Source organism: Cobetia sp. UIB-001 (genome assembly GCF_044789135.1).
Lineage (GTDB): Bacteria > Pseudomonadota > Gammaproteobacteria > Pseudomonadales > Halomonadaceae > Cobetia > Cobetia amphilecti.
The window spans coordinates 83,349-104,851 of sequence record NZ_CP058244.1; the positions used below are offsets into that span (position 1 = coordinate 83,349).

Sequence of the window (21,503 nt, forward strand, 5' to 3'; positions counted from 1 at the left end):
CACGATAAATCGCTCATGAACGGCGCTCTTCGGCGATGGCCTGCTCGAGACGCGCCAGACGGCCCGGCACCAGACTGTCTTCGAGTGTCGAGATGCGCAGGATGTGGCCAAGCGAAGGATGCGGAGAGCGAGTGATCAGCACGCCTTGAGCCATCAATTGCTGCTGCACCTGTGCTGCCAGTTCGGCGCTCTTGAGGCGCACGCAGAGGAAGTTGGTCGCGCTGGGCAGTACTTCCGCGCCCAGCGAGCGCAGGTGCTCGGCGAGACGATCGCGACAGTCGATCACGCCGGCGACGTGCGCTGCCGCCTCTTCAGGGTGCGCCAGCAGCAGCTCACCTGCCGCCATTGCCGGGGCGCTGACCGCGAAGTGAATCCGCACCTTGGTCAGCATGGCGACATCATCAGGCTCGGCGATCATGAAGCCGAGACGCAGGCCCGCCAGCCCATAGGCCTTGGAGAAGGTGCGCAGGCGGAAGGTGCGTGCCATCGGCGCATGGTCGGCGTGGGCGGCGTCCGGGCGGAAGTCGTGATAGGCCTCATCCAGCAGCAGGCTGCAGTTCTGGGGCAGGGCGTCGCGCAGGGCGCGCACATCGGCGTCAGAATGCAGGTGACCGCTGGGGTTATCGGGGTTGGCGAGATAGACGACGCGGGCATCATGCAGCCTTGCCGCGGCGAGCAGCGCCGCGAGGTCCGGTGCCAGTCGCGACGATGAGGCGTCATCGGCCGTGGCGAAGCTCTCGCTGTAGGGCACCTCGATGACCTCGGCACCCAGCCCGCGGGCGAAGTACGCCAGGGTCGGATAGGTGCCGGCGCTGGTGATCACGCGCTCGCCCGCACAGACGGTGGCGCGCATCACCAGTGCCAGCAGGCTGTCGGCACCGGCATCGACCAGCAGGTTCTCGTAGGCGACTCCCAGACGCTCAGCCAGTTGCTGGCGCAGTTGCCAGGCATCGGCGTCGGCATAGCTGCGGCTCAGGTCGGCCAGGGCAGTGCCCAGCGCGCCGCCCAGCGTATGGTGCGGCATGTCGAGCCCTTCGTTGGAGCCATATTGATACGGCAGCGCGTGTCCCAGTCTGCGTTCCAGCGCCTTGATGCCGGGGAACGGGTTATGCGGCCCATCCTGATAGAGGTGGGCAAGAAAGCGACGGGGACTGGCGGTGGTCATGTTGGCTCCGGAAAAGCAGAAAACGGTAAAGGGTGAATCAGGGGTGGTGGGCGGGTCCCGGCGCAGCTGGGCGCAAGACTCAGGGCTCAGGGCTCAGGGCTCACTGCTCAGGGCTCAGGGCTCACAGCTCAGGGCGCGGGGTGATTGCGCGCCAGCGACTCGAGGGCCGCCTGGTCGAAGGCGCCGCTCAGGGTGAAGGTGCGCGTCTCATTGCGCTCGGCACTGGCGCTGCGGACCAGCGTCAGCTGCAGCTGATACGGCTGCAGAGTGCGGTCTGACAAGGTCAGTGCGACGCCACTGGCCTCGAGAGTGGTCTCGAGACGCCACTGGCGGCTATCGACGGCGGGGCGGTCAGTGCTCCAGTTGAGCACCTGAGGCCCGTTCTTGAGCGCCAGTAGTGCGCGGGTCAGCGCCTCGTTCAGCGCGCCCGGGTTGGCCTGCAGCGTGTCATCCACCTCGGGCGGCGCGAGCAGCAATACCTGTTGCTCGAGCGGGGGTGTCCAGGGCTGCTCGGCGATCAGGCGCGCCGCGCTCTGGCCGAGACCATAGATGGGGTCGCGTTCGGCACGCGGCACCTGGTCCAGGCTCATGCAGCCCGCCAGCGTGGAGAGTAGCAGGGTCGCGGCCAGCATGCGCAGGCGATGCATGGCCATCATGCCGTGCGCCCCTGCTGCGGCAGGTCTGACGGGCGCTGCGACAGGGCATCGAGGAAGGCGTCCAGCTCGGCAAACAGCTCCTGACGAATCGGCTCGGCTTCATTGACCAGGTGGTGCTGGGCCTCGGGATGGCGGTAGATGCGCGCATTGGGGAACTTGCTGGCCAACACGCCGAGATTCCACTGCCAATCGACGGTGGTGTCCTGCTCGCCCTGCAGGATCAGGGTCGGCAGTGAGCAGGGGGGGAGGGCGCGCAGACGGGGGATCCACTCCCGCATCGCCGTCACCCACTTCACCGCGAGGCGATCGGCCTGCAGCGGATCATTGGTGCTGAGAAACTCGTAGAAGGCCACATCATTGGTATTCGCGCGGTACTTGCGCGGAATGGAATCGATGAAGGGGCGCGCCATGCTGTGCAGCCAGCGTGACTGCGACCAGCCCCACGGCCGCACCAGTGGTGCGAGCAGGGCGATTCCCTGCCAGCGCGATTCATCGCCGCGCATCAGGGCATCGGTGGCCAGCACCGAGCCGCCGGTGCTCTGGCCGATGCCGAACCACGGGTGCGGCGCCAGGCTGTGCTCTTCCAGGTAATCCTGGAAGGCCTGCAGGCAGCCGACATAGTCGCCGAAGTCATCGATGGAGGCGGGCTCGCCGGATGACAGGCCATGGCCCGGCAGGTCCCACAAGGCAACCTGCCAGCCGTTGCGCAGCAGGTGCGCCAGCAGATGGCGATAGAGGGCGAGGTGATCGAAGTAGCCGTGGACCACGAAGACGGTGCCGCGCGGCTTGCGCGGTGTCCACAGCTGGGCCCACAGGCGAAAGCCCCCGGCCTCCAGGTGGCCGGCATGCACGGCGATGTCCTCGCTGCGCAGCGCATCGAGACCATAATGGCCCAGGTAACGCTCCAGTGGACTGGACGTCTGGCCCGGCAGCATGTCAGGCAGGCGGATAAAGGGGCCGTGGTCGAGCAGTTCACTGAAATCGGGCATGGTCATCTCCATAATGCTGCCATGCTAGCGGCTGGCGCGGCTGCGAGCTACACAAAGAACAGTGTTTCTTCACTGTTTTCCCCGCCTGTCGCCGAGCAACAACAGCGACGCGGAATCAACGCTGGGCGGGTAATCGGGCTCCATGAGCTTGTTCATTGGTCATAGCAGTCCTTTCGCCGGCCTCGCCATCGGGTATGGTGATGGGATTCGTCCCCGCCGGGCAGGTGACAGCGTCTTCCTGCCCGGCGCCTCGATGGCTCACGCTGGTCGGGCAGTCGCGCGTCAGCAGTCGCGTCAAACGCCGCGCCAGTGAGTGCCGTCTGGCGAAAATCCTTTTGAACACCACTGCTTGCAGTGTTGTCAGCCGTTGAGGGTTTCCAGCGATTCGTTTTCAGGGAGAGCAAACGCATGACCGACCGTATTCAACTTCAGCGCCTGGCCATCGACGCCAGCCTGCACCGCTTCATCGAGCAGGAAGCGCTGCCGGGCACAGGGATCGCGCCGGAGACCTTCTGGGCGGGTGTCGATTCACTGCTGCACGAACTGGCACCGCGCAACCGCGAACTGCTGGCGACCCGCGAGCAGCTGCAGAGCGAGATCGACGCCTGGCACCGCGAGCATCCGGGCAAGGTAGACCTCGAGACCTACAAGGCGTTTCTGCACAGGATCGGCTATCTGCTGCCGGAGCCGAATACGGTCGAAGCCAGCACCGCCTTCGTGGATAGCGAGATCTGTCAGCAGGCTGGCCCGCAGCTGGTGGTGCCGGTGATGAATGCCCGCTACGCCCTGAATGCCGCCAATGCGCGCTGGGGCTCACTTTACGACGCGCTCTACGGTACCGATGCGATCAGCGAGGAAGATGGCGCCGAGCGTGGCAAGGACTACAACCCGGCGCGCGGGGCCAAGGTCGTCGCCTATGCGCGCCAGGTGCTGGATACCATCGCGCCGCTGGCCGGCGGCAGTCACCACGACAGCGAAGGCTACACGATTCGTGATGGTCATCTGCTGGTGCGTGCCGGAGGACGTGACCTCAGCCTCAAGTCGCCGGAACGCTTCCTCGGCTATCGCGGCGATGAAAGCGCGCCGAGCGCGATCATCTTCGCCCACAACGGTCTGCACGCCGAGCTCGTGATCGATGCCGAGCACCCCATCGGCAAGACCGACCCCGCCAATGTCAGTGACCTGATCATGGAGGCCGCGCTCTCCACCATCATGGACTGCGAGGACTCGGTGGCCGCCGTCGATGCCGAAGACAAGGTGACGGTCTATCGCAACTGGCTGGGCCTGATGAAGGGCGACCTGACCGAGACGCTGGAGAAGAATGGCCGCAGCATGACGCGCAAGCTGAATGCGGACCGCGAATACACCGGCGCCGATGGCACCACGCGCGTGCTGCATGGTCGTTCGCTGATGCTGATTCGCAACGTCGGCCATCTGATGACCAACCCGGCCATCCTGCTCGAGGACGGCAGCGAAGCGCCGGAAGGCATCATGGATGCCATCTTCACCAGCCTGATCGCGCTGCACGACCTCAAGGGCGACAAGCAGGACCGCGGCGGCATCTGCAACTCGCGCACCGGCTCCGTCTACATCGTCAAGCCCAAGATGCATGGTCCCGAGGAGGTCGCCTTCGCCGATGAGCTGTTCGCGCGGGTCGAGCAGCTGCTGGGGCTGCCGGACTCCACGCTCAAGATGGGCATCATGGATGAGGAGCGCCGCACCACCGTCAACCTCAAGGCCTGCATCGCGGCCGCCAGTTCCCGCGTGGCCTTCATCAACACCGGCTTCCTGGACCGCACCGGTGACGAGATGCACACCTCGATGGAAGCCGGCCCGATGCTGCGCAAGGGCGACATGAAGGGCGCCGCCTGGATTCAGGCCTACGAGAAATGGAACGTGGATGTCGGCCTGGAATGTGGCCTGCGGGGTCGCGCCCAGATCGGCAAGGGCATGTGGGCCATGCCCGACCTGATGGCCGCGATGCTCGAGCAGAAGATCGGCCATCCGCGCGCCGGTGCCAACACCGCCTGGGTACCGTCACCGACCGCCGCCGTGCTGCATGCGCTGCACTATCACCAGGTCTCGGTGAAGGACGTGCAGCATGATCTGCTCAGCCGTCCGCGTGCCAGCCTCGATGACCTGCTGACCATCCCGCTGGAGCTCGACCCCCAGTGGAGTGCCGAGGAGATCCAGGCCGAGCTGGACAACAATGCCCAGGGGATCCTCGGTTATGTGGTGCGCTGGATCGATCACGGCACCGGCTGCTCCAAGGTGCCGGACATCCACGATGTCGGCCTGATGGAAGACCGCGCCACGCTGCGCATCTCCAGCCAGCACATCGCCAACTGGCTGCATCACGGCATCGTCGACAGCGCCCAGGTGCAGGACACGCTGGAGCGCATGGCCGGCGTGGTGGACCGCCAGAATGCCGCGGACCCCAGCTATCAGGCGATGACGGATGACCTCGAGGGCTCCATCGCCTTCCAGGCCGCCTGCGAGCTGGTCTTCCAGGGTCGCGTGCAGCCGAGCGGCTACACCGAGCCGGTCCTGCATCGCCGTCGTCTCGAGAAAAAGCAGCAGGCTTGCTGATCGCAGGGCGGCTGACGGCAGGAAACACTGAACACGACAACGGCGACCCAGGGTCGCCGTTGTTGTCTGTCGCCGAGCAGGAATTGCCCGGCCACTATTTTGCCAGGCGCATGTTTCCCGAGACCGCATTTGCCGCTAGCCTTGCCCCAGAAACCGCGTAACCGCGCGATCGGACCCAGTGTGTCGAGGAGAATGTCATGCCCGTGATGAGCGCCGCCGCCATCGAGGATTTCCTCGATGAAGTCTTCCCCCAGCGTCTGGGTACCATCGAGGCCGTCGGCGATCGCTGGGCGACCATGGGGCTGGCCATCGAGGACGAGCACCTGCGTCCCGGCAGCTGTGTGTCCGGGCCGACGATGATGGCGCTGGCGGATGTCTGCCTGTATGTCGCGATTCTCGGCGAGATCGGCCCGGAGCCGATGGCCGTCACCAGTGATCTCAGTATCCACTTCCTGCGTCGCGCGCGCGGAGACCGCGATCTGATGGCCACCGCGCGTATCCGCAAGCTGGGTCGGCGGCTGGCCGTCGGCGAGATCGAGCTTTTCAGCCACGGTGACACCGACCCGGTCGCCATCGTGACCGCGACCTATACCTTGCCGGACAGCGATGACTGACCCCGGGACGGTCGTGGGCAACGCCTTGGGCCAGTCCGCTACAGCTTGTTGATATCCTTCTCTTCGCTGCCGCGCTGACGCCAGCCGGTGACGGCCAGGCTCAGCCAGCCGGCGATCAGCAGCAGGCCGCCGATGGGCGTGATGATGCCCAGCTGGGTGCGCGCCGTGGTCGCCAGGGCATACAGCGACCCCGAGAACATCAGGATGCCGGCAGCCCACAGCCCCAGCGTCAGCATCTGGCCGCGCAGCGGCTGCACCGAGCGCCAGGCGAGTACCCCGACCGCCGCCAGCACGTGCCACATCTGATAGCGGACGCCGGTCTCGAACACGCGCAGCATGTCCGCGCTCAGGGTGCCGCGCAGGCCGTGACTGGCGAAGGCACCCAGCGCGACGGTGGACATGCCGGCCAGTCCCATGGCCAGCCACCAGTGGCGGGAGTGGGAGTCGTTGTGACGCATAGACAATAATTCCTTGAGGGCAGGTGGCGCGGCACGATGTGCCTACGCCTGTCCACGTAAAGCCGCTACAATAGCGGCCTCTTTTCGCGGGAGGACAGCATGCAGATACAGCTCAACGGTGAAGACCACGTGGTGACGGACGACACGACGATTGCCGCTCTGGTCGAGAGTCTCGGTCTCCAGGGCCGCCGACTGGCAGTGGAACGCAATGAAGACATCGTGCCACGTAGCGCGCACGCCGACACCCGTCTGCATGCCGGTGACCGCATCGAGATCGTCCATGCCATCGGTGGTGGCTGATCCGTCCTGTTTCCAGGATTGACACTTTTCACTACTCGCTCGCGCTCAGCGCGTTCACGTCCAGCTCGATGAGGTCATCATGACAGACAGTTCTGCCCCGACATTGAACAATCCCGTCACCCAGGTCGCCTGCGACAGCCCGTTGATCGTCGCCGGCCGCGAGTTCTCCTCGCGCCTGCTGGTCGGTACCGGCAAGTACAAGGACATGGACGAGACACGCTCCGCCATCGAGACGTCCGGCGCGGAAGTGGTCACCTTTGCGGTCCGCCGTACCAACCTGGGTCAGAACGCTGACGAGCCGAACCTGCTCGACGTGCTGTCACCGGATCGCTATACCTTCCTGCCCAACACCGCCGGCTGCTACAACGCGCGTGATGCGGTGCGTACCTGCAAGCTGGCCCGTGAACTGCTGGATGGCCACAACCTGGTCAAGCTGGAAGTGCTGGGCGATCAGGACACGCTGTATCCCAATATCGTCGAGACGCTCAAGGCCGCTGAAGAGCTGGTCGCCGATGGCTTCGACGTGATGGTGTATACCTCCGACGACCCCATCGTCGCGCGCCAGCTCGAGGAAATCGGCTGCTGCGCCATCATGCCGCTGGGCTCGCTGATCGGCTCCGGCCTCGGCATTCTCAACCCGCACACCCTATCGCTGATCATCGAGCGCGCCAATGTGCCGGTGCTGGTCGATGCTGGTCTGGGTACGGCGTCAGAAGCCGCCTTCGCCATGGAGCTGGGCTGTGATGGCGTGCTGATGAACAGTGCCATCGCCCACGCGCGCCAGCCGCTGTTGATGGCAGATGCCATGCGTCAGGCCGTGATTTCCGGCCGTGGCGCCTTCCTGGCCGGCCGCATGCCGACTCGCCTGACGGCACGTGCTTCCTCACCGGGCGCTGGCCTGATCACCGGCTGAGCCCTGAAACATTCGAATCCGATGCACGCGCATCGTTCATGCAAAGACCAAGACGACCCCATGACTGACGAGACTTCCAAGCCGCAGGACGACACGTCCACTTCTGCTCCCGCTGACGACGCGCAGCAAGAGAGTGTGCAGAACGAGAGCGCGCAGCCCGAGAGCGTGCAGACCGAAAGCGCGCCAGCGACCCCTTCCGTTGCCGATGAAGCCGTCGCCCGCAAGCGTGGCATCAAGAGCTACGTGATTCGTGGTGGCCGCATGACCCAGGCCCAGACCCGCGGGCTGGAAGAGGTCTTCCCGCGCCTTGGCCTGCGTCACGAGCAGGGCGAGCTGGATCTCGAAGCGCTGTTCGGGCGTCGGGCGCCGCTGGTGATCGAAGTCGGCTTCGGCATGGGCAAGTCACTGTGTGAACAGGCACAGGCCAACCCGGACACCGACTTCATCGGCATCGAAGTGCACGCGCCGGGCGTCGGCAAGCTGCTGGATGATGTCGACAAGCTGGGCCTGACCAACCTGCGTGTCTATCGTCACGACGCGCTGGAAGTGCTGGCGGATTGCGTGCCGGCCGGTTGCGCCGACACCTTCCAGCTGTTCTTCCCGGACCCGTGGCCGAAGAAGAAGCACCACAAGCGTCGTATCGTTCAGCCGGCCTTCGTCGAGCTGGTGCGTCGTGTGCTCAAGCCGGGCGGCCACTTCCACATGGCCACCGACTGGGCCAACTACGCCGAAGCGATGGCGGAAGAGATGGCCGAAGCACCGGGCTTTGCCAACACCGCTCCGGCGGAAACCGCACCCTACGTGCCGCGTCCGGACTTCCGTCCGCTGACCAAGTTCGAACAGCGCGGCGAGCGTCTCGGCCACGGCGTGTGGGACCTGATCTTCGTCAAGCAGGACTGATCAGCGCCTCGTGCGCAGTGGCGGCGTCTTCATGACGCTGCATCGCGGCCGCCTTCGGGTGGCCGCTTGCGTGTGAGGCCCATTGCCATGGCGCGGTTCTGCGTGCCAAGGCCATTTGCCTGCGTGGCGGTCTGTGCCGCTTGCCGTGTTTGCTGTCCCTTTCTTTCCTCGTCCCGAGAGTTGCTGACCATGACGACGCCTACCGCCGACTCGGCTGATCGCCCGACCATGACCCCGCTGACGGCCCTGACCTGTCCGCTGGATGCCCAGCCGCTGGTACGTGATGGCCAGAGCTGGTGCTGTGCCGACGGGCATCGCTTCGATATCGCACGCCAGGGGCATGTCAATCTGCTGCCGGTGCAGCGCAAGCGCAGCCTGGACCCCGGCGACAGCAAGGCGATGGTGAGCGCTCGTCAGCGCCTGTTCGCCCTCGGCGGCTATCAGCCGCTGGCGGCGGCCCTGGCCAGCCGTGTGCTGGCATTGGCAGCGGCCCAGACGTCTCAGGCGCCGCTGGCCGTGCTGGATGCCGGCTGCGGCGAAGGCTTCTATCTGCGTCAGTTGGCGTGCGCTGCCGGTGAGCAGAATCTCTCGCTGACGGCGGCGGGGCTGGATATCTCCAAGCACGCGGTGCTGGCCGCGGCGAAGCAGTCACGTGATGCCGCCTGGCTGGTGGGCACCAACGCCGCCCTGCCGCTGGAGGAGGCGTGTGTGGATGTCGTCATCTGCGCCTTCGGCTTCCCTGTCTGGCAGGAGTTCGCGCGTGTCCTCAAGCCCGGTGGCCACGTCGTGTTGCTGGAAGCGGGGGCCGAGCATCTGCTGGCGTTGCGCAAGATTCTCTACCGCGAGCTGAAGCCCGCGCGTGGCGAGGCCGGACTTAGCGCTGCCGAGTCTGCTGGCTTCGCCATCAGCGGCGAGGTCGAGCATCTGCATGCGGGGCTGTCATTGACCAGCAATGAGCAGATTCGGGACCTGCTGACCATGACCCCGCATCTATATCGCGCCGAGCGTGATGGCCTGGCGCGTGCGGAAGCCATGACGGCGCTGGAGGTCGAATTGCATGCGGAGCTGAGGGTGTTCTCGCTCGAGGATGCACAAGACAAAGCTTAAATAGAAATTCTTCGCATTTGCCTTGCAAAAGCAAATGAGAATGATTATCTTGTCTGTGTGGTGTCCGGGCAGACATCGCAGGGCGCAAGCCCAGCCGTAGCGGCGGAGTCAGGCCCCCGCTACGGTGTTTCTCCTCATCAAGCTAGTCACGGTCTTGGGCATCCTCATCTGGGGATGCCCTTTTTGTTGTGCGCTACGCATGCTTTGGGTGCTCACGTCGCGTTTTGAATGTGCGGTCGTCAGATCGACAGCTCGACAGGAGATCAGGTCGCCAGCCACAGGGGTAGGGTCAGCATCGCCAGCAGCGTCTGGGCGGTGATCAAGGCCGCCATCAGCTCGGCATTGCCGCCCAGCTGGCGGGCCAGAATATAGGCGGAGGTCGCGGTGGGCAGCGCCGCGAACAGAATCGCCACATCGCGCGCCACTCCCTCAAGGCCGAACCACCGGCAGAGCACGACCACCAATGCCGGCATCGCCAGCAGCTTCAGCAGGCTCGCCAGCCACGCCACGCTGCCACTGCTCACCAGTACACGCGGACGCAGTGCCACGCCCACCGCGACCAGGCCGAGCGGCAAGGCGGCGCGCCCCAGCAGGCTGATGGCGTCACCACTCCAGCCCGGCAAGCCGATGCCGCTCAGGTTGAGCGCCGTGCCGGCCAGACACGCCAGCACCAGCGGATTGCGGGTCAGCGCCTTGAGCGAGCGCAGCAGGCCGCCTTCGCCCAGGGTGCCTGCCCCGATGAAGGCCATCACGCACAGCAGGTTGGCGGCAGGCACCATCAGCGCCAGCGCCACGGCCGCGACGGTCGCCCCGGCACTGCCATGCAGCGCTGCTGCCCCGGCCACGCCGACGTAGCTGTTGAAGCGGATGCTGCCCTGGAAGAGCGAGGTAAAGGAGGCGGCGTCGCCCATATGACGGCTCAGCCAGTCCGGCGCGTGACGCCAGCTCAGCCATAGCGCGGCGGCGAACAGCAGCATCGCGCCCAGCATCACGCTGGCCAGCGCCACGACCGGCACGCTGGCCATGTCGGCACGTGCCAGCGTGGACACCAGCATGGCGGGGAACAGCACGTAATAGATCAGGCGTTCCAGTTCGCTCCAGAAGCCTTCGCCGGGGAAGCGCTTCCACCCGAGCAATGCCCCCGCGAGGATCAACAGGAAGAGGGGGCCGAGCGCCTGCTGTACACTTGCCATGCTGACTCCTTGTCGGGGCTGAGTGCGAATGCCTTGAGAGCGATGTGGCGTGCGCGTGACATGATGTCTCGCCTGCTGCCGCGGTGAGGCGGGCTGGTAAGCTTGTCATGACTCGCTCAGCGCTGCACTTGGACTCAGGTCTTGTTCGCCGGTCACGCGCTGGCGTCATGTCGTGGCTGAGCGCAGACCATTCCCATCACGTCACTTTCTTTCCCATTCGGGGCGCCTTGCCTGTCGATGCGCTGCCGGACCGTTGCCGGAACTGCCATGTATCGCGTAGAAGAAGACAATGCCCGCCCGCGGCTGCTCAATCTGCTGATCATCGTCACGCTGATCACCATCGTGGTCTCGCTGTATTACCTGATCGACTATTACCTGGTACGCGATGGCAGCAACGGCAAGGTGACCTGGTTTGCGCCCAATCAGTCCTGTGAGCTCAATCATGCCCCCTGTACTGCAGAGCTGGGCCGCTTCGGGCGTATTACCCTGGCGCTGGAGGGCGATATCAGTCCGCTGACACCGCTGGGCATCCGCGTGATGACGGAAGGCGTCTCACCGGAGGGGGTCGAGGTGGACTTCATCGGCCGCCACATGGACATGGGCGTGAAGCGCAGCGTGCTGAACACCACCGATGCCCAGAGCCTCGAGCGCCAGCATTGGCAGGGGGAGGGGCAGCTGGGGTTCTGCAGCAGCGCGACCATGGCGTGGCGTGCGCAGGTGATCGTGACCACCGAGCGTGGCCGACTGGGCAGCTGGTTCGATTTCGATAGCCACCCGCAGGCCACCACGGCGGAGCAGCTCGAAAGCTCGGTCGATCAATTGTTTCGCAGTGATACCCGCCCGACGCATCAGGGCAGCTAGCCGCTGGCGCTGAGCCCGGCCGGCAGGGACGTCGTTTCAGGCATGAAGGCACCGGGAGGCAGGGATGGGCGCAGAGCGAAAGTCACAGGCCGGGCAAGCAGGCACTCGCCGACAAGAGAGCCATCAGCTGGACAATAGTCGACAAGAAAGCCATCAGCTGGACAAGGGCGTCGCCAGACGCTGGTGGCTGCTGGGTGCCGTCGGCCTGGCGGCCGTGATCGGTGCCGGTGTCGCCTGGCAGCAGGCGCAGCAGGATCTGGCGCCGGTCACGGGAATGCAGGCCTGGGCCAGTCTGGGCGGCCCCATCCAGTTCGAATCACAGCAGGGTGACTTCACGCTCGCGGAGGTCACGATGGGCGAGGCCGCAGACGCGCAGGCCACGCCGGTCGTCGCGCTCTACTTCGGCTATACCCAGTGCCCGGATGTCTGCCCGATGACGCTGGCGGCGCTGCGTCAGGTGATGTCTGAACTGCCACCCCAAGCGGCGGCGCGCGTGGTGCCGGTGATGGTGTCGCTGGACCCCGAGCGCGACACCCCTGCCCGGCTGGCCGAATACACCGGGCACTTCGGGCCGCGCTTTCAGGGCATCACCGGCAGTCAGGCGGCACTCGCCGATGTGGCGCGGCGCTATGGCGTCAGCTATCGGCGTGTCGAGGCGCAGGACTCCGCGCTGGGTTACACCATCGATCATGGTGCCGCGCTTTATCTCGTCTCTGCTCAGGGACGCATCTACGATCGCATTCCATTCACGCCGGGGCCGGCCGGTGTTCGCGCTGGCGTGACGCGCGTCCTGAGCGCGACCGCTGATTGAGCGCTGCGTGGCACCCGCTGAATGCGCCGCGTCTTGAGCCCTTTCTCATCGGTGAAATACACATTGTCCACAAGTTGGCAAGCGCTCAAGGAAAATTTTGTGGATAATCATGACGCTTCGAACACGCAACGCAGTGCCGTCAAGTGCTGATTTATAAAGACCAGTAAAAACAAACTGTTACGCAATATCGACTAAAAATATCAAGTCAGTGGTTGCTTTGCGTTCAACCAGCATCACTGCCGCGACAGGCACCGGAAAGGCCGGTTGTCAACCTGTGGTCAATAGCTTCCCCACAGATTTATCCACAGGCTGGCGGCGTCCGCACCGGGCCTTCTGGAGGGGAGAATCAGCGGACATCAGCCATTGCCGTAGTGATGGCATGCCCCGTTGTCCTGTGCGCAGCATGCGCTTGGATGAGCTTGCCACTGGCCCTCATCCAGCCTTGCCAGAAACGCAAAGAGCCGCCCGATGGGCGGCTCTTTCGTTGCAACCGGCAGCAGTGCTTGCCGGTTGCCAGCAGGGGAGGCTCACGCCGCCATTACTGCTTGGCGTCAGCCTTGGTCACGTCGAGCAGCTCGACCTTGAAGGTCAGCGTCTCGTTCGGGCCGATCGGGCCGCCGGTGCCAGCCTTGCCGTAGGCAAGCTCGGCCGGGACGTAGAGCATCCAGGTGTCGCCGACGCTCATTTCCTGCAGTGCTTCCTGCCAACCCTTGATGACCTGGTTGACCTTGAAGCTGACCGGCTCGCCACGCTGGTAGGAGCTGTCGAAGACGGTGCCGTCCAGCAGCTTGCCTTCGTAGTTCACCTTGACGGTATCTTCAGCGGACGGGGTCGCGCCGTCACCGGATTCCAGCACCTTGTACTGCAGGCCGGAATCCAGCGTCTTCACGCCATCCTTCTTGGCGTTGTCGGCGAGGAACTTGTCACCCTCTGCCTTGTTGTCGGTCGCTTCCTGCTCGACCATCTTCTTCTGCTCTTCCATCTTCTTCTGCTGGAAGCGGGAAAGCGAATCCGCGATTTCCTGGTCGCTCATCTTCATGTCGCCCTTGGCGTAGACATCACGCACGGCTTGAGTGAAGGCGTCGAGATCCAGATCGGTGATGTCCTGGGAGAGGCTCTTGCCCAGAGTTGCACCGATGCCATAGCTGAGCTGTGCCTGCTCGTCTGCGAGGCTGTCATCGGCGGCAAAGCTGAACGGGGTGACCAGGAGGGCGCCGAGCGCGACGGCACTGACCAGCTGTTTCATGAAAACTCCTTCAGGATGGAATGGGCCTGAGACGGGCCCGAAACACGCAATTGGCACCGAGGCGGCATGGCCTGCCTCGGGCACTAGTGTTACTCCGACTCTACCAGCCGCGTACAAGTTCCGCATCTCGCTGGCGTTGTCAGGCGCCGGCGGGCACGCGGGCCAGTGCCAGCCGGCGCAGGGCACGTGCCGACGGGTGGTCCCCCACGGTGAGCGTCGTCTTGCCGCTCAGCAGGGCCAGCGATTGCTGAAAGGCCTGCAGCGGGTCCGCGACATGCGCGAAGGGCGCCCGCAGGCCGGTCGCGCCTTCGGCTGACGACAGCGCAGGACTCAGCTCTTCCAGCTGGGCGAGGGTTTCCTGCTCGGCGGAAAGCTCGCAGGCCTTGAGCTGCTGATAGAGGCGTTCCAGGCGTTGCACCGCGGCCGGGTCCTGGGTCGCGGGCAGCGTCGTCAGCTCCTGCTTCAGCTGGCGGCGCCGCTCGCGCAGCATCCCGGTCATCCAGCCCTGCCAGTCGCGCACGTCTTCCAGCAAACGAGTGGGCGAGGCGGCGAGGGCGATGCCGTGGGCGGACAGCCAGTGAATCCACAGCAGCTCGCAGACATCGAGGCCCGCCTCGTCCTGCAGCAGCAGGCAGGTACTCATCATGTCCGGCGTCGGCTGAGGGTTGCCCGCAGAGCCGACCTCGCCGGGCAGGGCATACAGAGACAGCGCGTAGTCCCACAATCCGATAGAATATGCGCCCATCAAGTCGGCCTCTTCGTGTGTCACGGATGATGTCTCTTCATGTGTCACGGATGATGTCTCTTCACGTGCCACCGATGATGTCTCTTCACGTGCCACCGATGATGTCTCTTCACGAGTCGCGCCCAGCAGCTTGCTGAGTCGTAGCGCTCGTGTCGGTGGCGGTGAACGGGAGCCCGACGTCCCCCGTATTTTCTGATCGAGGTTGTCATGATTGCACTGCGCCAGCTCGCCCTGCAACGCGGCGGAGCACCGCTGATCGACGAAGCGGACCTGACGCTGCATGCCGGTCACAAGGCCGGTATCGTCGGCCCCAATGGCGCCGGCAAGTCGAGCCTGTTCGGCCTGATCCTCGGCGAGCTGACGCCCGACAGCGGCAAGGTATCGCTGGCCGGTGGCGTGCGTGTCGCGCACATGGCGCAGGAAATCGATGCGCTGGAGCGGCCGATCGTCGACTACGTCATGGACGGAGACCACGCGCTGCGCGAGACCGAGCGCGCCCTGGCGGCCGCTGAAGAGAGCGGTGAGCACCAGCGTCAGGCCGAGCTGCACGCCCACTTCGACACCCTCGATGGCTACACCGCGCGGGCACGTGCCGAGCAGCTGCTGGTCGGCCTCGGCTTCAGCCAGGCGCAGCTCAGTCAGCCGCTGGCGGCCTTCTCGGGTGGCTGGCGCATGCGTGCCAATCTGGCGCGTACCCTGTTCACGCCCTCTGACCTGCTGCTGCTGGATGAGCCGACCAACCACCTGGATCTCGATGCGCTGCTGTGGCTGGAGCAATGGCTGGCGCGTTATCCCGGCGCGCTGCTGCTGATCTCCCACGACCGCGACTTCCTCGATGCGGTGTGTGATCACATCATCCACTTCGATCGCCGCAAGCTGGTGGTCTACAAGGGCAACTACAGCCGCTTCGAGCGCACGCGTTCCGAGCGCCTGGTGCGCGAGCAGGTCGAGCACGAGAAGACCATGGCACGGCGCGCCGAGATCGAGGATTTCGTGCGTCGCTTCAAGGCCAAGGCCACCAAGGCGCGTCAGGCCCAGAGCCGCATGAAGATGCTGGAGCGCATGGAAGAGACGGCGGCGGTCAAGGCCGATTCCCCGTTCCACTTCACCATCCCGTGCTCCGACAAGATCTCGCATCCGCTGCTGGGGCTGGACCGCGCGGTGATCGGCTATCCCGGTCAGCCGCCGCAGCTCTCCGGGGTGCGCTTCTCGCTGCTGCCGGGGCAGCGCATCGGTCTGCTCGGCCCCAACGGCGCCGGCAAGTCGACGCTGATCAAGGCGCTCACCGGCGAGCTTGCGCTGGTCGAGGGCCAGCGGACCGCCGGCGAGCATCTGGCCATCGGCTACTTCGCCCAGCATCAGGTGGACGGGCTCGACCTGTCCTCGACGCCCTTCAATCATGTGCTGCGCCTGTCACCGTCGGCGGGTGAGCTGGAGATCCGCACCTTCCTCGGCAGTTTCGGCTTCCACGGCGATGAGGTCTACGCCACGGTGGAGTCGTTCTCCGGCGGCGAGAAGGCGCGTCTGGCGCTGTCGCTGATCGCGTGGCAGAAGCCCAACCTGCTGCTGCTGGATGAGCCGACCAACCACCTGGACCTCGACATGCGCGAGGCGCTCACCGATGCACTGGCGACCTTCGAGGGCACCGTGATTCTGGTCTCCCACGACCGCCACCTGCTGCGTGCCTGTGTCGATGAATTCTGGTGCATCGCCGATGGCCGCGTGACGCCCTTCGATGGTGATCTGGATGACTACCGTGCCTGGCTCAAGGCACGCGTCGAGGGCGAGCGGCGGGAAGCGCGCGCCCAGAAGGATGCCGATGCAGGGACCGACAGCACGCGCACGCCGGACCGCAAGGAGGCACGCCGTCAGGCGGCTGAACTGCGCGAGAAGCTGCGTCCGCTCAAGAAGGTCAGCGACAAGGCCGAGCAGAAGATGAGCAAGGCGCAGGGCGAGCTGGACAAGATCGAGGAAGCGCTGGGCGATGCCACGCTCTACGAGGTGGACCGCAAGGCGGAGCTGACCAATTTGCTGGCCAGCCAGGGCGAGATCAAGAGTCGCCTCGATGAGGCCGAAGCCGAATGGTTCGAGGCTCAGGAAGCGCTGGAAGAGATGGAAGCCCAGCTCAAGGCGGCGGACTAGGTCATGCGGCTGGACCGCTGGCTGACACGTCAGCCACAGCTCAACCGTCGTCATGCGCTCTCGGCGCTGGCGGCGGGGCGCGTGCGGGTCAACGGCGCGACGATCAGCGACCCGCTGCATGAGGTCGGCCCCTTCGATGACATCCACCTGTCAGCGAGTGACGCGACCGTCTGCCTGCAGATCGCGCGGCGTCCGCGTCATATCCTGCTCAACAAGCCCGCCGGAGTCGTGACGGCCTGTCATGACCCCGAACACCCCACCGTGATCGATGTGCTGCGCGAGACGCTTGAAGTACGCGGCGAGGACAGCGGCTGGCTGGCCGAGATCCACCATGTCGGGCGTCTCGACCGTGCGACGACCGGTGCCCTGCTGCTGACCAACGACGGCGATGTCTCGGCGCGCATCAGCGATGCCGGGCTCGAGGGCCCCGCCAAGCGCTATCGCATGGGGCTGGAGCGGCCCCTGACGGAGGCCGAACAGGAAAGCGCCATCGCACAGGTTCGCCAGGGGGTGCTGCTCGAACATGATCCGCGCCCGACACTGCCGGCAAAGCTTGCGTTTCTCACCGCGAACCAGGCACGCCTGACGCTGCACGAGGGACGCCATCACCACGTCAAGCGACTGTGGCGTAGCTTGGGCAATCGCGTGGTGTGGCTGCACCGTGAGTCGGTGGCGGGCTTGAGTCTCGAGGGGCTGGCGCCGGGGGAGTGGCGCGAGCTTACCCGCGAGGAGTGTTCACGGCTGGGGGCCGCGCAGCCTCGCGGGTGAGGCCACCCGGCGGGTGGCGTCTTGCCGAGACCGGGTTATCCACACCCGCCTGGTGCGCCGCCAGCGCGTGACGGCTGCGATGGGGTGTGGATAGATCGTTCTGAATCGTCGTCAGCGCTGCTCAGCTGCCGGTCGCCTGACTGGGCAGGTCCTCTGCCGTGATGCTCGCCTGGTCATCGTCGACGGGGCTGGCATCAGGCGTCGACAGGCTGACCAGCTCGCCCTCGGCGTTGCGCGTGAAGTTGCGCACGATGACCCCGATATCCTCCGGCAGCGGCGCAAACTGGCTGCAGCGGCTCAGCACTTCCTGCATGTCCTGATAGCCACTGTCGCGACGCGAGTCGATGGTCGCGCGCGAGAAGTCGATATCCTTCAGAGAGGTCTCGCCCGGGCGCGCCGAGGCCAGCAGACGCACCACGTTGATCGAGGGCTGCTGGGTCATGGCGAGGATGCGCTGGATCTTCGGTAACTGGCGCAGCTCCTCCGGCAGATGGTCGGCGAGATTCTCGATCCCCATGCGCAGCGCCTGATTCTCCTCCAGCAGATTGAGGTGCTCGCCGGCACGGCTGGAATACTGGATATCCTTCTCGCGCAGCTGCGCCTCCTGCAATGTCTCCGGCACCTTGCCATCGGCACTCCACAGGTCGATCACGTAGCAGTTGACCACCGTCTCGCCATGCGGACGCTCCGACAGCACCCAGCTGACGGGCGTATTGGAGTACAGGCCACCATCCCAATAGGCTTCGCCATCGACCCACACCGGCGGGAAGGCCGGTGGCAGGGCGCCGCTGGCCAGAATATGGCGGTGGTCCAGCGCTTCATGCGAGGAGTCGAAGTAGCGCAGCGCGCCGCTGCCGATATTTACCGCCCCGACCGACAGGCGAACGTTCTCCGGGTGGCGGGCATCGAGGCGCTCGAAGTCCACCAGCCGATTGAGCGTGTCGCCCAGCGGTTCGGTGTCGTAGAGGCTGGGCGGCTCGCCGAAGAAGCTCTGCCAGATCGGTACCGTCCACAGCGGGCGCGGGCGGAAGAAGCCCGGAATGCCCCACAGCATGGCGGAGGTACGCGCGACACTGCGCTCCCACGGATGAAAGGCGGGACCCATGCTGGCAGCGGGTTGGGCGATGCCATACCAGAATGACTCGAGGGCCTTGAGGCGCTCGCCCTCCGGATTGCCGGCGATCAGGGCGCCATTGATGGCGCCGACCGAGGTGCCGACCACCCAGTCGGGCTGGATGCCGGCTTCGGCCAGCGCCTCGAAGATGCCGATCTGGTAGGCGCCGAGCGCACCACCGCCTTGCAGCACCAGAATATTGAGCGCATCGGCGCAGAAGTCGCAGGATGTATCACGCATGAAACCTTCTCCTCTCTAGCAGTGCAGTACTCCGCCGGGGAATGCCCGAGGTCAGGGGGACCGTCGCGAGCGAGACGCCATGTGATGGGGGAGGCGTGGACTCGTGGAGGCGGCAAAAGGGTGACGAGGTGCATATCAAGGGCAGCGAAGCACCTGATCAAGGCAATGAGGCACTGGTGAAAAGCAACCGAAGTACTTTTATTGTGCAGTGCAGCATGGCGCTTGTCAGCATAGCACGCATCCTCGCCTTGCGTGTCTGCGATCTCATTCAAGCGACTGACTGAGGCAGCAGGGAGAAAGACGAGGGTGAGGTCAGGAACAGGAGCAGGAGCAGCAGCCGTGCGGCGGTCATTGGCACCAGGGCGTCAGCCACAGGTCGGCTGCCAGCAGCAACAGGGCATAGCGTCCGCCCTTGGCGATCACGATCAGGAAGATGCTTTTCCACCACGCCAGCCGGAAGACGCCCGCCAGCACCGTCAGCGGGTCGCCGATCAGCGGGGCCCAGCTCAGCAGCAGGCTCCAGGCGCCGAAACGGCGATACCACAGGGTGCCGCGCGCCAATGCGCGCCGCGAGACCGGAAACCATCGCCGTGTGCGCAGACGGCGGGCGCCACGCCCCAGGGCGACGTTGATCAGGCTGCCGAGCGTGTTGCCCAGCGTCGCCGCGATCCATAGCGCCCAGGGCGCGTGCCCCTGGCACCACAGCCCCGCGAAGGCCGCCTCCGATCCGCCGGGCAGCAGGGTGGCGCTGGCCAGCGAGATCACGGCGAGCGAGGTCAATGCCGGCAATGACAGTAGGGCCACTTCATTCATATCACTTTCTTCTGTTTTTCACGGTGGCAGGGCGCTGGGGGTGGCTTTCTTCCCTCCTCAGCTCGGGTATGCTGTTGGCACGTCAAAGCCATATTTCGGGAGCTTCCTGCATGCATATTCCGTGCGTCCTGACGATAGCGGGCTCAGACCCCTCCGGGGGAGCCGGCATTCAGGCGGACCTCAAGACATTCTCTGCGCTGGGCGCCTACGGGGCCAGCGTGATCACGGCGCTGACGGCGCAGAATACCTGCGGCGTGCGCAGCGTGGAGGCGGTCTCGCGGGAATTCATCGCCGCACAGCTGGACGCCGTGCTGGATGATCTCGATATCCGCGCCGCCAAGATCGGCATGGTGGCCGATCCGCTGGTGGTGGAAATGCTCGCCGACCGCCTTCAGCAGCGTCGCCCGCGCTGGGTCGTGCTCGACCCGGTGCTGGTCGCCAAGAGTGGCGATGCGCTGGTCAATGATGCTGCCATCCAGTCGGTGGCCGAGCACCTGGTGCCGCTGGCCGACATCATCACGCCCAACCTGCATGAAGCCGCGGTGCTGCTGGGTGAGCGGCGCCTGATCGGGCGCTCCGACATGCCTGAGGTCGCCCGCGAGCTGCGTGCCAGAGGCGCGAAGGCGGTGTTGATCAAGGGCGGGGCGCTCGAGGGGCAGGCCTGTGATGACCTGCTGGTCAGCGATGCCGGCGAGCAATGGCTGTGCGCACCGCGTATCGAGACCGACAACCTGCACGGCACCGGCTGCTCGATGTCTTCCGCCATCACGGCGCGACTGGCGAACGGCCTGCCGTTGCCGCAGGCGGTGGTCGAGGCGCGCGAATGGTTGCTGGGCGCGCTGCGCGCCTCCGACCAGCTCAGCGTCGGCAAGGGCCGTGGGCCGGTGCATCATTTCCACGCCCTGTGGTAAGCCAGTCAGAGCCAGGCCTGTGTAACCCGGTCTGCAGGAGTGATGAACCCCGCAAGCTCCCCCTTGATCACTGCCAGCCAACGAGTAGATGCCATGCCTATATCGCCGCTGTATCGTTTGTCCGTGTCTGCTGTCCGTGGCGCCGTTTGCTGCCTGAACGCCGCCTGTCGTGTCGTCAGCCTGCCGGTGGTGAGTGCGCCGCGCTGGCTGGCCGCGGGCGTGATGGGGGCGCTGCTTGCCACCACCAGCCCGGCGGCGCTCGCCGTCGAGATCAAGGGGGTGACCTTCGCGGATCAGGTGACCACGCAGTCCGGCCAGCCGCTGACGCTGATTGGCAGTGGGCTCTTCACCTACCTGCTGTGGGACGCCTATGTCGGCGCCTATTATCAGGATGCGCGTCGCCCGCGCCCGGCGCCGCTCAAGGATGTCTCGCGCCGTCTGGTGCTGGAGTACTTCCATGCCATCGATGCCGAGGACTTCGCCAAGGCGACCACCAAGGGCGTGCGCAAGAACCTGTCAGCGGCGGATTTCGCGGCGATCGAGCCTGAATTGACGCGCTTCAATCGTGCCTATCAGGACGTCGTGCCGGGGGATCGCTATGCGCTGCAATGGCTGCCCGCCGGTGGCGGCAGAGGCACGCTGTCGCTGGTGCTGAACGGGCAGGTGATCTTCGAAAGCGATTCACTGGCGCTGGCCAACGGCCTGTTCGCGATCTGGCTGGGCGATGAACCGGCCCAGCAGGATTTCCGTACCCAGCTGCTGGGGCAGTAGCGCGCGCTCTCCATCTGGCTCCTCTAGCCCCTCTCTGGCCCATCTAGCCCCTCTCTAGCCTATCTGGCCCATCTGTCGCGGTATCGCCATCGTCTTGCGCCTATATCGCGCCTCTATCGAGACATCACGAAAAACGCCCCTGCCGGGAGTCCCGGCAGGGGCGTTTTTTCATGCTCGTCTTTCTAACATTCTAACTT

The 21,503-nt window shown here is 65.3% G+C and carries 21 protein-coding genes; 12 read left to right on the forward strand and 9 right to left on the reverse strand.

The annotated features are described in order from the left end of the window. Positions 1-13: 13 nt before the first annotated feature. From HA399_RS00370 to HA399_RS00380, 3 genes are all read right to left on the reverse strand, one after another. Positions 14-1,165 (reverse strand): pyridoxal phosphate-dependent aminotransferase, encoded by a 1,152-nt coding sequence (locus HA399_RS00370; protein WP_404325655.1) that lies wholly within the window; start codon positions 1,163-1,165, stop codon positions 14-16. A 128-nt stretch (positions 1,166-1,293) separates the two neighbouring features. Beyond that, positions 1,294-1,821 carry a hypothetical protein gene (locus tag HA399_RS00375; protein WP_404325656.1) on the reverse strand — a complete coding sequence of 176 codons (528 nt, stop codon included), beginning with the start codon at positions 1,819-1,821 and terminating at the stop codon, positions 1,294-1,296. Beyond that, on the reverse strand, positions 1,818-2,810 hold the full coding sequence (locus HA399_RS00380; RefSeq protein ID WP_404325657.1) for an alpha/beta hydrolase: 993 nt from the start codon (positions 2,808-2,810) through the stop codon (positions 1,818-1,820). The genes HA399_RS00375 and HA399_RS00380 overlap by 4 nt, the downstream gene beginning before the upstream one ends. A 408-nt stretch (positions 2,811-3,218) precedes the next feature. On the opposite strand from HA399_RS00380, the gene HA399_RS00385 reads away from it, so the two are divergent. Both HA399_RS00385 and HA399_RS00390 read left to right on the forward strand, forming a co-directional pair. Next, positions 3,219-5,399 carry a malate synthase G gene (locus HA399_RS00385; RefSeq protein WP_404325659.1) on the forward strand — a complete coding sequence of 727 codons (2,181 nt, stop codon included), beginning with the start codon at positions 3,219-3,221 and terminating at the stop codon, positions 5,397-5,399. A gap of 197 nt (positions 5,400-5,596) precedes the next feature. Continuing rightward, positions 5,597-6,013, forward strand: coding sequence for a PaaI family thioesterase (locus HA399_RS00390; protein ID WP_043336979.1), 417 nt, complete (start codon positions 5,597-5,599; stop codon positions 6,011-6,013). A gap of 38 nt (positions 6,014-6,051) precedes the next feature. Here HA399_RS00390 and HA399_RS00395 read toward each other — a convergent pair whose 3' ends face one another. Further along, the gene (locus tag HA399_RS00395) at positions 6,052-6,471 is read right to left on the reverse strand and encodes a DUF423 domain-containing protein (RefSeq protein WP_043336980.1); all 420 of its coding nucleotides are present in this window, start codon (positions 6,469-6,471) and stop codon (positions 6,052-6,054) included. Positions 6,472-6,570: 99 nt separating this feature from the next. On the opposite strand from HA399_RS00395, the gene thiS reads away from it, so the two are divergent. From thiS to HA399_RS00415, 4 genes are all read left to right on the forward strand, one after another. Further along, positions 6,571-6,771, forward strand: a complete 201-nt coding sequence (thiS, locus tag HA399_RS00400) for a sulfur carrier protein ThiS (protein ID WP_043336981.1) — start codon at positions 6,571-6,573, stop codon at positions 6,769-6,771. Between the two features lie 79 nt (positions 6,772-6,850). Then, positions 6,851-7,684: a thiazole synthase gene (locus tag HA399_RS00405; RefSeq protein ID WP_404325660.1), complete on the forward strand. Its 834-nt coding sequence runs from the start codon at positions 6,851-6,853 to the stop codon at positions 7,682-7,684. Between the two features lie 60 nt (positions 7,685-7,744). After that, entirely contained in the window at positions 7,745-8,584 is an 840-nt protein-coding gene (gene trmB, locus HA399_RS00410) for a tRNA (guanosine(46)-N7)-methyltransferase TrmB (RefSeq protein ID WP_082388702.1), read from the forward strand. A gap of 189 nt (positions 8,585-8,773) precedes the next feature. Then, entirely contained in the window at positions 8,774-9,691 is a 918-nt protein-coding gene (locus HA399_RS00415) for a putative RNA methyltransferase (RefSeq protein WP_404325661.1), read from the forward strand. Between the two features lie 263 nt (positions 9,692-9,954). On the opposite strand, the gene HA399_RS00420 is transcribed toward HA399_RS00415, so the two are convergent. After that, positions 9,955-10,884: an AEC family transporter gene (locus tag HA399_RS00420; protein ID WP_131431117.1), complete on the reverse strand. Its 930-nt coding sequence runs from the start codon at positions 10,882-10,884 to the stop codon at positions 9,955-9,957. 267 nt (positions 10,885-11,151) lie between these two features. On the opposite strand from HA399_RS00420, the gene HA399_RS00425 reads away from it, so the two are divergent. Both HA399_RS00425 and HA399_RS00430 read left to right on the forward strand, forming a co-directional pair. Then, positions 11,152-11,745, forward strand: a complete 594-nt coding sequence (locus HA399_RS00425) for a hypothetical protein (protein WP_052384509.1) — start codon at positions 11,152-11,154, stop codon at positions 11,743-11,745. Positions 11,746-11,809: 64 nt separating this feature from the next. Beyond that, entirely contained in the window at positions 11,810-12,556 is a 747-nt protein-coding gene (locus HA399_RS00430; RefSeq protein WP_404325662.1) for an SCO family protein, read from the forward strand. Positions 12,557-13,094: 538 nt separating this feature from the next. On the opposite strand, the gene HA399_RS00435 is transcribed toward HA399_RS00430, so the two are convergent. Beyond that, a complete protein-coding gene (locus HA399_RS00435; protein ID WP_043333314.1) occupies positions 13,095-13,802 on the reverse strand; it encodes an FKBP-type peptidyl-prolyl cis-trans isomerase in 708 nt (235 codons plus the stop codon). 139 nt (positions 13,803-13,941) lie between these two features. Continuing rightward, on the reverse strand, positions 13,942-14,547 hold the full coding sequence (locus tag HA399_RS00440; protein ID WP_192839064.1) for a TIGR02444 family protein: 606 nt from the start codon (positions 14,545-14,547) through the stop codon (positions 13,942-13,944). A gap of 207 nt (positions 14,548-14,754) precedes the next feature. Here HA399_RS00440 and HA399_RS00445 point away from each other — a divergent pair, with 207 nt between their 5' ends. Further along, positions 14,755-16,689: an ATP-binding cassette domain-containing protein gene (locus HA399_RS00445; protein ID WP_404325663.1), complete on the forward strand. Its 1,935-nt coding sequence runs from the start codon at positions 14,755-14,757 to the stop codon at positions 16,687-16,689. Between the two features lie 3 nt (positions 16,690-16,692). Next, the gene (locus tag HA399_RS00450; RefSeq protein WP_404325665.1) at positions 16,693-17,457 is read left to right on the forward strand and encodes a pseudouridine synthase; all 765 of its coding nucleotides are present in this window, start codon (positions 16,693-16,695) and stop codon (positions 17,455-17,457) included. 121 nt (positions 17,458-17,578) lie between these two features. Here HA399_RS00450 and HA399_RS00455 read toward each other — a convergent pair whose 3' ends face one another. After that, the gene (locus HA399_RS00455; RefSeq protein WP_317292482.1) at positions 17,579-18,811 is read right to left on the reverse strand and encodes a patatin-like phospholipase family protein; all 1,233 of its coding nucleotides are present in this window, start codon (positions 18,809-18,811) and stop codon (positions 17,579-17,581) included. 348 nt (positions 18,812-19,159) lie between these two features. Next, on the reverse strand, positions 19,160-19,624 hold the full coding sequence (locus HA399_RS00460; protein ID WP_404325668.1) for a YqaA family protein: 465 nt from the start codon (positions 19,622-19,624) through the stop codon (positions 19,160-19,162). A gap of 110 nt (positions 19,625-19,734) precedes the next feature. Between HA399_RS00460 and thiD the strand changes: the two genes are divergently transcribed. Next, complete coding sequence (gene thiD / locus HA399_RS00465) at positions 19,735-20,535, forward strand: bifunctional hydroxymethylpyrimidine kinase/phosphomethylpyrimidine kinase (protein WP_192839067.1); 801 nt, start codon at positions 19,735-19,737, stop codon at positions 20,533-20,535. 93 nt (positions 20,536-20,628) lie between these two features. Further along, positions 20,629-21,306, forward strand: coding sequence for a chalcone isomerase family protein (locus tag HA399_RS00470; RefSeq protein ID WP_404325669.1), 678 nt, complete (start codon positions 20,629-20,631; stop codon positions 21,304-21,306). Positions 21,307-21,503 lie beyond the last annotated feature (197 nt).

Bases quoted from the DNA above. Each gene is read 5' to 3' on its own strand.
- HA399_RS00420 (WP_131431117.1), bottom strand. From the start codon at position 10,884: ATGGCAAGTGTACAGCAGGCGCTCGGCCCCCTCTTCCTGTTGATCCTC.
- HA399_RS00445 (WP_404325663.1), top strand. From the start codon at position 14,755: ATGATTGCACTGCGCCAGCTCGCCCTGCAACGCGGCGGAGCACCGCTG.
- HA399_RS00380 (WP_404325657.1), bottom strand. From the start codon at position 2,810: ATGCCCGATTTCAGTGAACTGCTCGACCACGGCCCCTTTATCCGCCTG.
- HA399_RS00375 (WP_404325656.1), bottom strand. From the start codon at position 1,821: ATGATGGCCATGCATCGCCTGCGCATGCTGGCCGCGACCCTGCTACTC.
- thiD (WP_192839067.1), top strand. From the start codon at position 19,735: ATGCATATTCCGTGCGTCCTGACGATAGCGGGCTCAGACCCCTCCGGG.
- HA399_RS00435 (WP_043333314.1), bottom strand. From the start codon at position 13,802: ATGAAACAGCTGGTCAGTGCCGTCGCGCTCGGCGCCCTCCTGGTCACC.
- HA399_RS00460 (WP_404325668.1), bottom strand. From the start codon at position 19,624: ATGAATGAAGTGGCCCTACTGTCATTGCCGGCATTGACCTCGCTCGCC.
- HA399_RS00415 (WP_404325661.1), top strand. From the start codon at position 8,774: ATGACGACGCCTACCGCCGACTCGGCTGATCGCCCGACCATGACCCCG.
- HA399_RS00405 (WP_404325660.1), top strand. From the start codon at position 6,851: ATGACAGACAGTTCTGCCCCGACATTGAACAATCCCGTCACCCAGGTC.
- HA399_RS00470 (WP_404325669.1), top strand. From the start codon at position 20,629: ATGCCTATATCGCCGCTGTATCGTTTGTCCGTGTCTGCTGTCCGTGGC.
- HA399_RS00390 (WP_043336979.1), top strand. From the start codon at position 5,597: ATGCCCGTGATGAGCGCCGCCGCCATCGAGGATTTCCTCGATGAAGTC.
- HA399_RS00370 (WP_404325655.1), bottom strand. From the start codon at position 1,165: ATGACCACCGCCAGTCCCCGTCGCTTTCTTGCCCACCTCTATCAGGAT.
- HA399_RS00455 (WP_317292482.1), bottom strand. From the start codon at position 18,811: ATGCGTGATACATCCTGCGACTTCTGCGCCGATGCGCTCAATATTCTG.
- HA399_RS00425 (WP_052384509.1), top strand. From the start codon at position 11,152: ATGTATCGCGTAGAAGAAGACAATGCCCGCCCGCGGCTGCTCAATCTG.
- trmB (WP_082388702.1), top strand. From the start codon at position 7,745: ATGACTGACGAGACTTCCAAGCCGCAGGACGACACGTCCACTTCTGCT.
- HA399_RS00430 (WP_404325662.1), top strand. From the start codon at position 11,810: ATGGGCGCAGAGCGAAAGTCACAGGCCGGGCAAGCAGGCACTCGCCGA.
- HA399_RS00395 (WP_043336980.1), bottom strand. From the start codon at position 6,471: ATGCGTCACAACGACTCCCACTCCCGCCACTGGTGGCTGGCCATGGGA.
- HA399_RS00450 (WP_404325665.1), top strand. From the start codon at position 16,693: ATGCGGCTGGACCGCTGGCTGACACGTCAGCCACAGCTCAACCGTCGT.
- HA399_RS00385 (WP_404325659.1), top strand. From the start codon at position 3,219: ATGACCGACCGTATTCAACTTCAGCGCCTGGCCATCGACGCCAGCCTG.
- HA399_RS00440 (WP_192839064.1), bottom strand. From the start codon at position 14,547: ATGGGCGCATATTCTATCGGATTGTGGGACTACGCGCTGTCTCTGTAT.
- thiS (WP_043336981.1), top strand. From the start codon at position 6,571: ATGCAGATACAGCTCAACGGTGAAGACCACGTGGTGACGGACGACACG.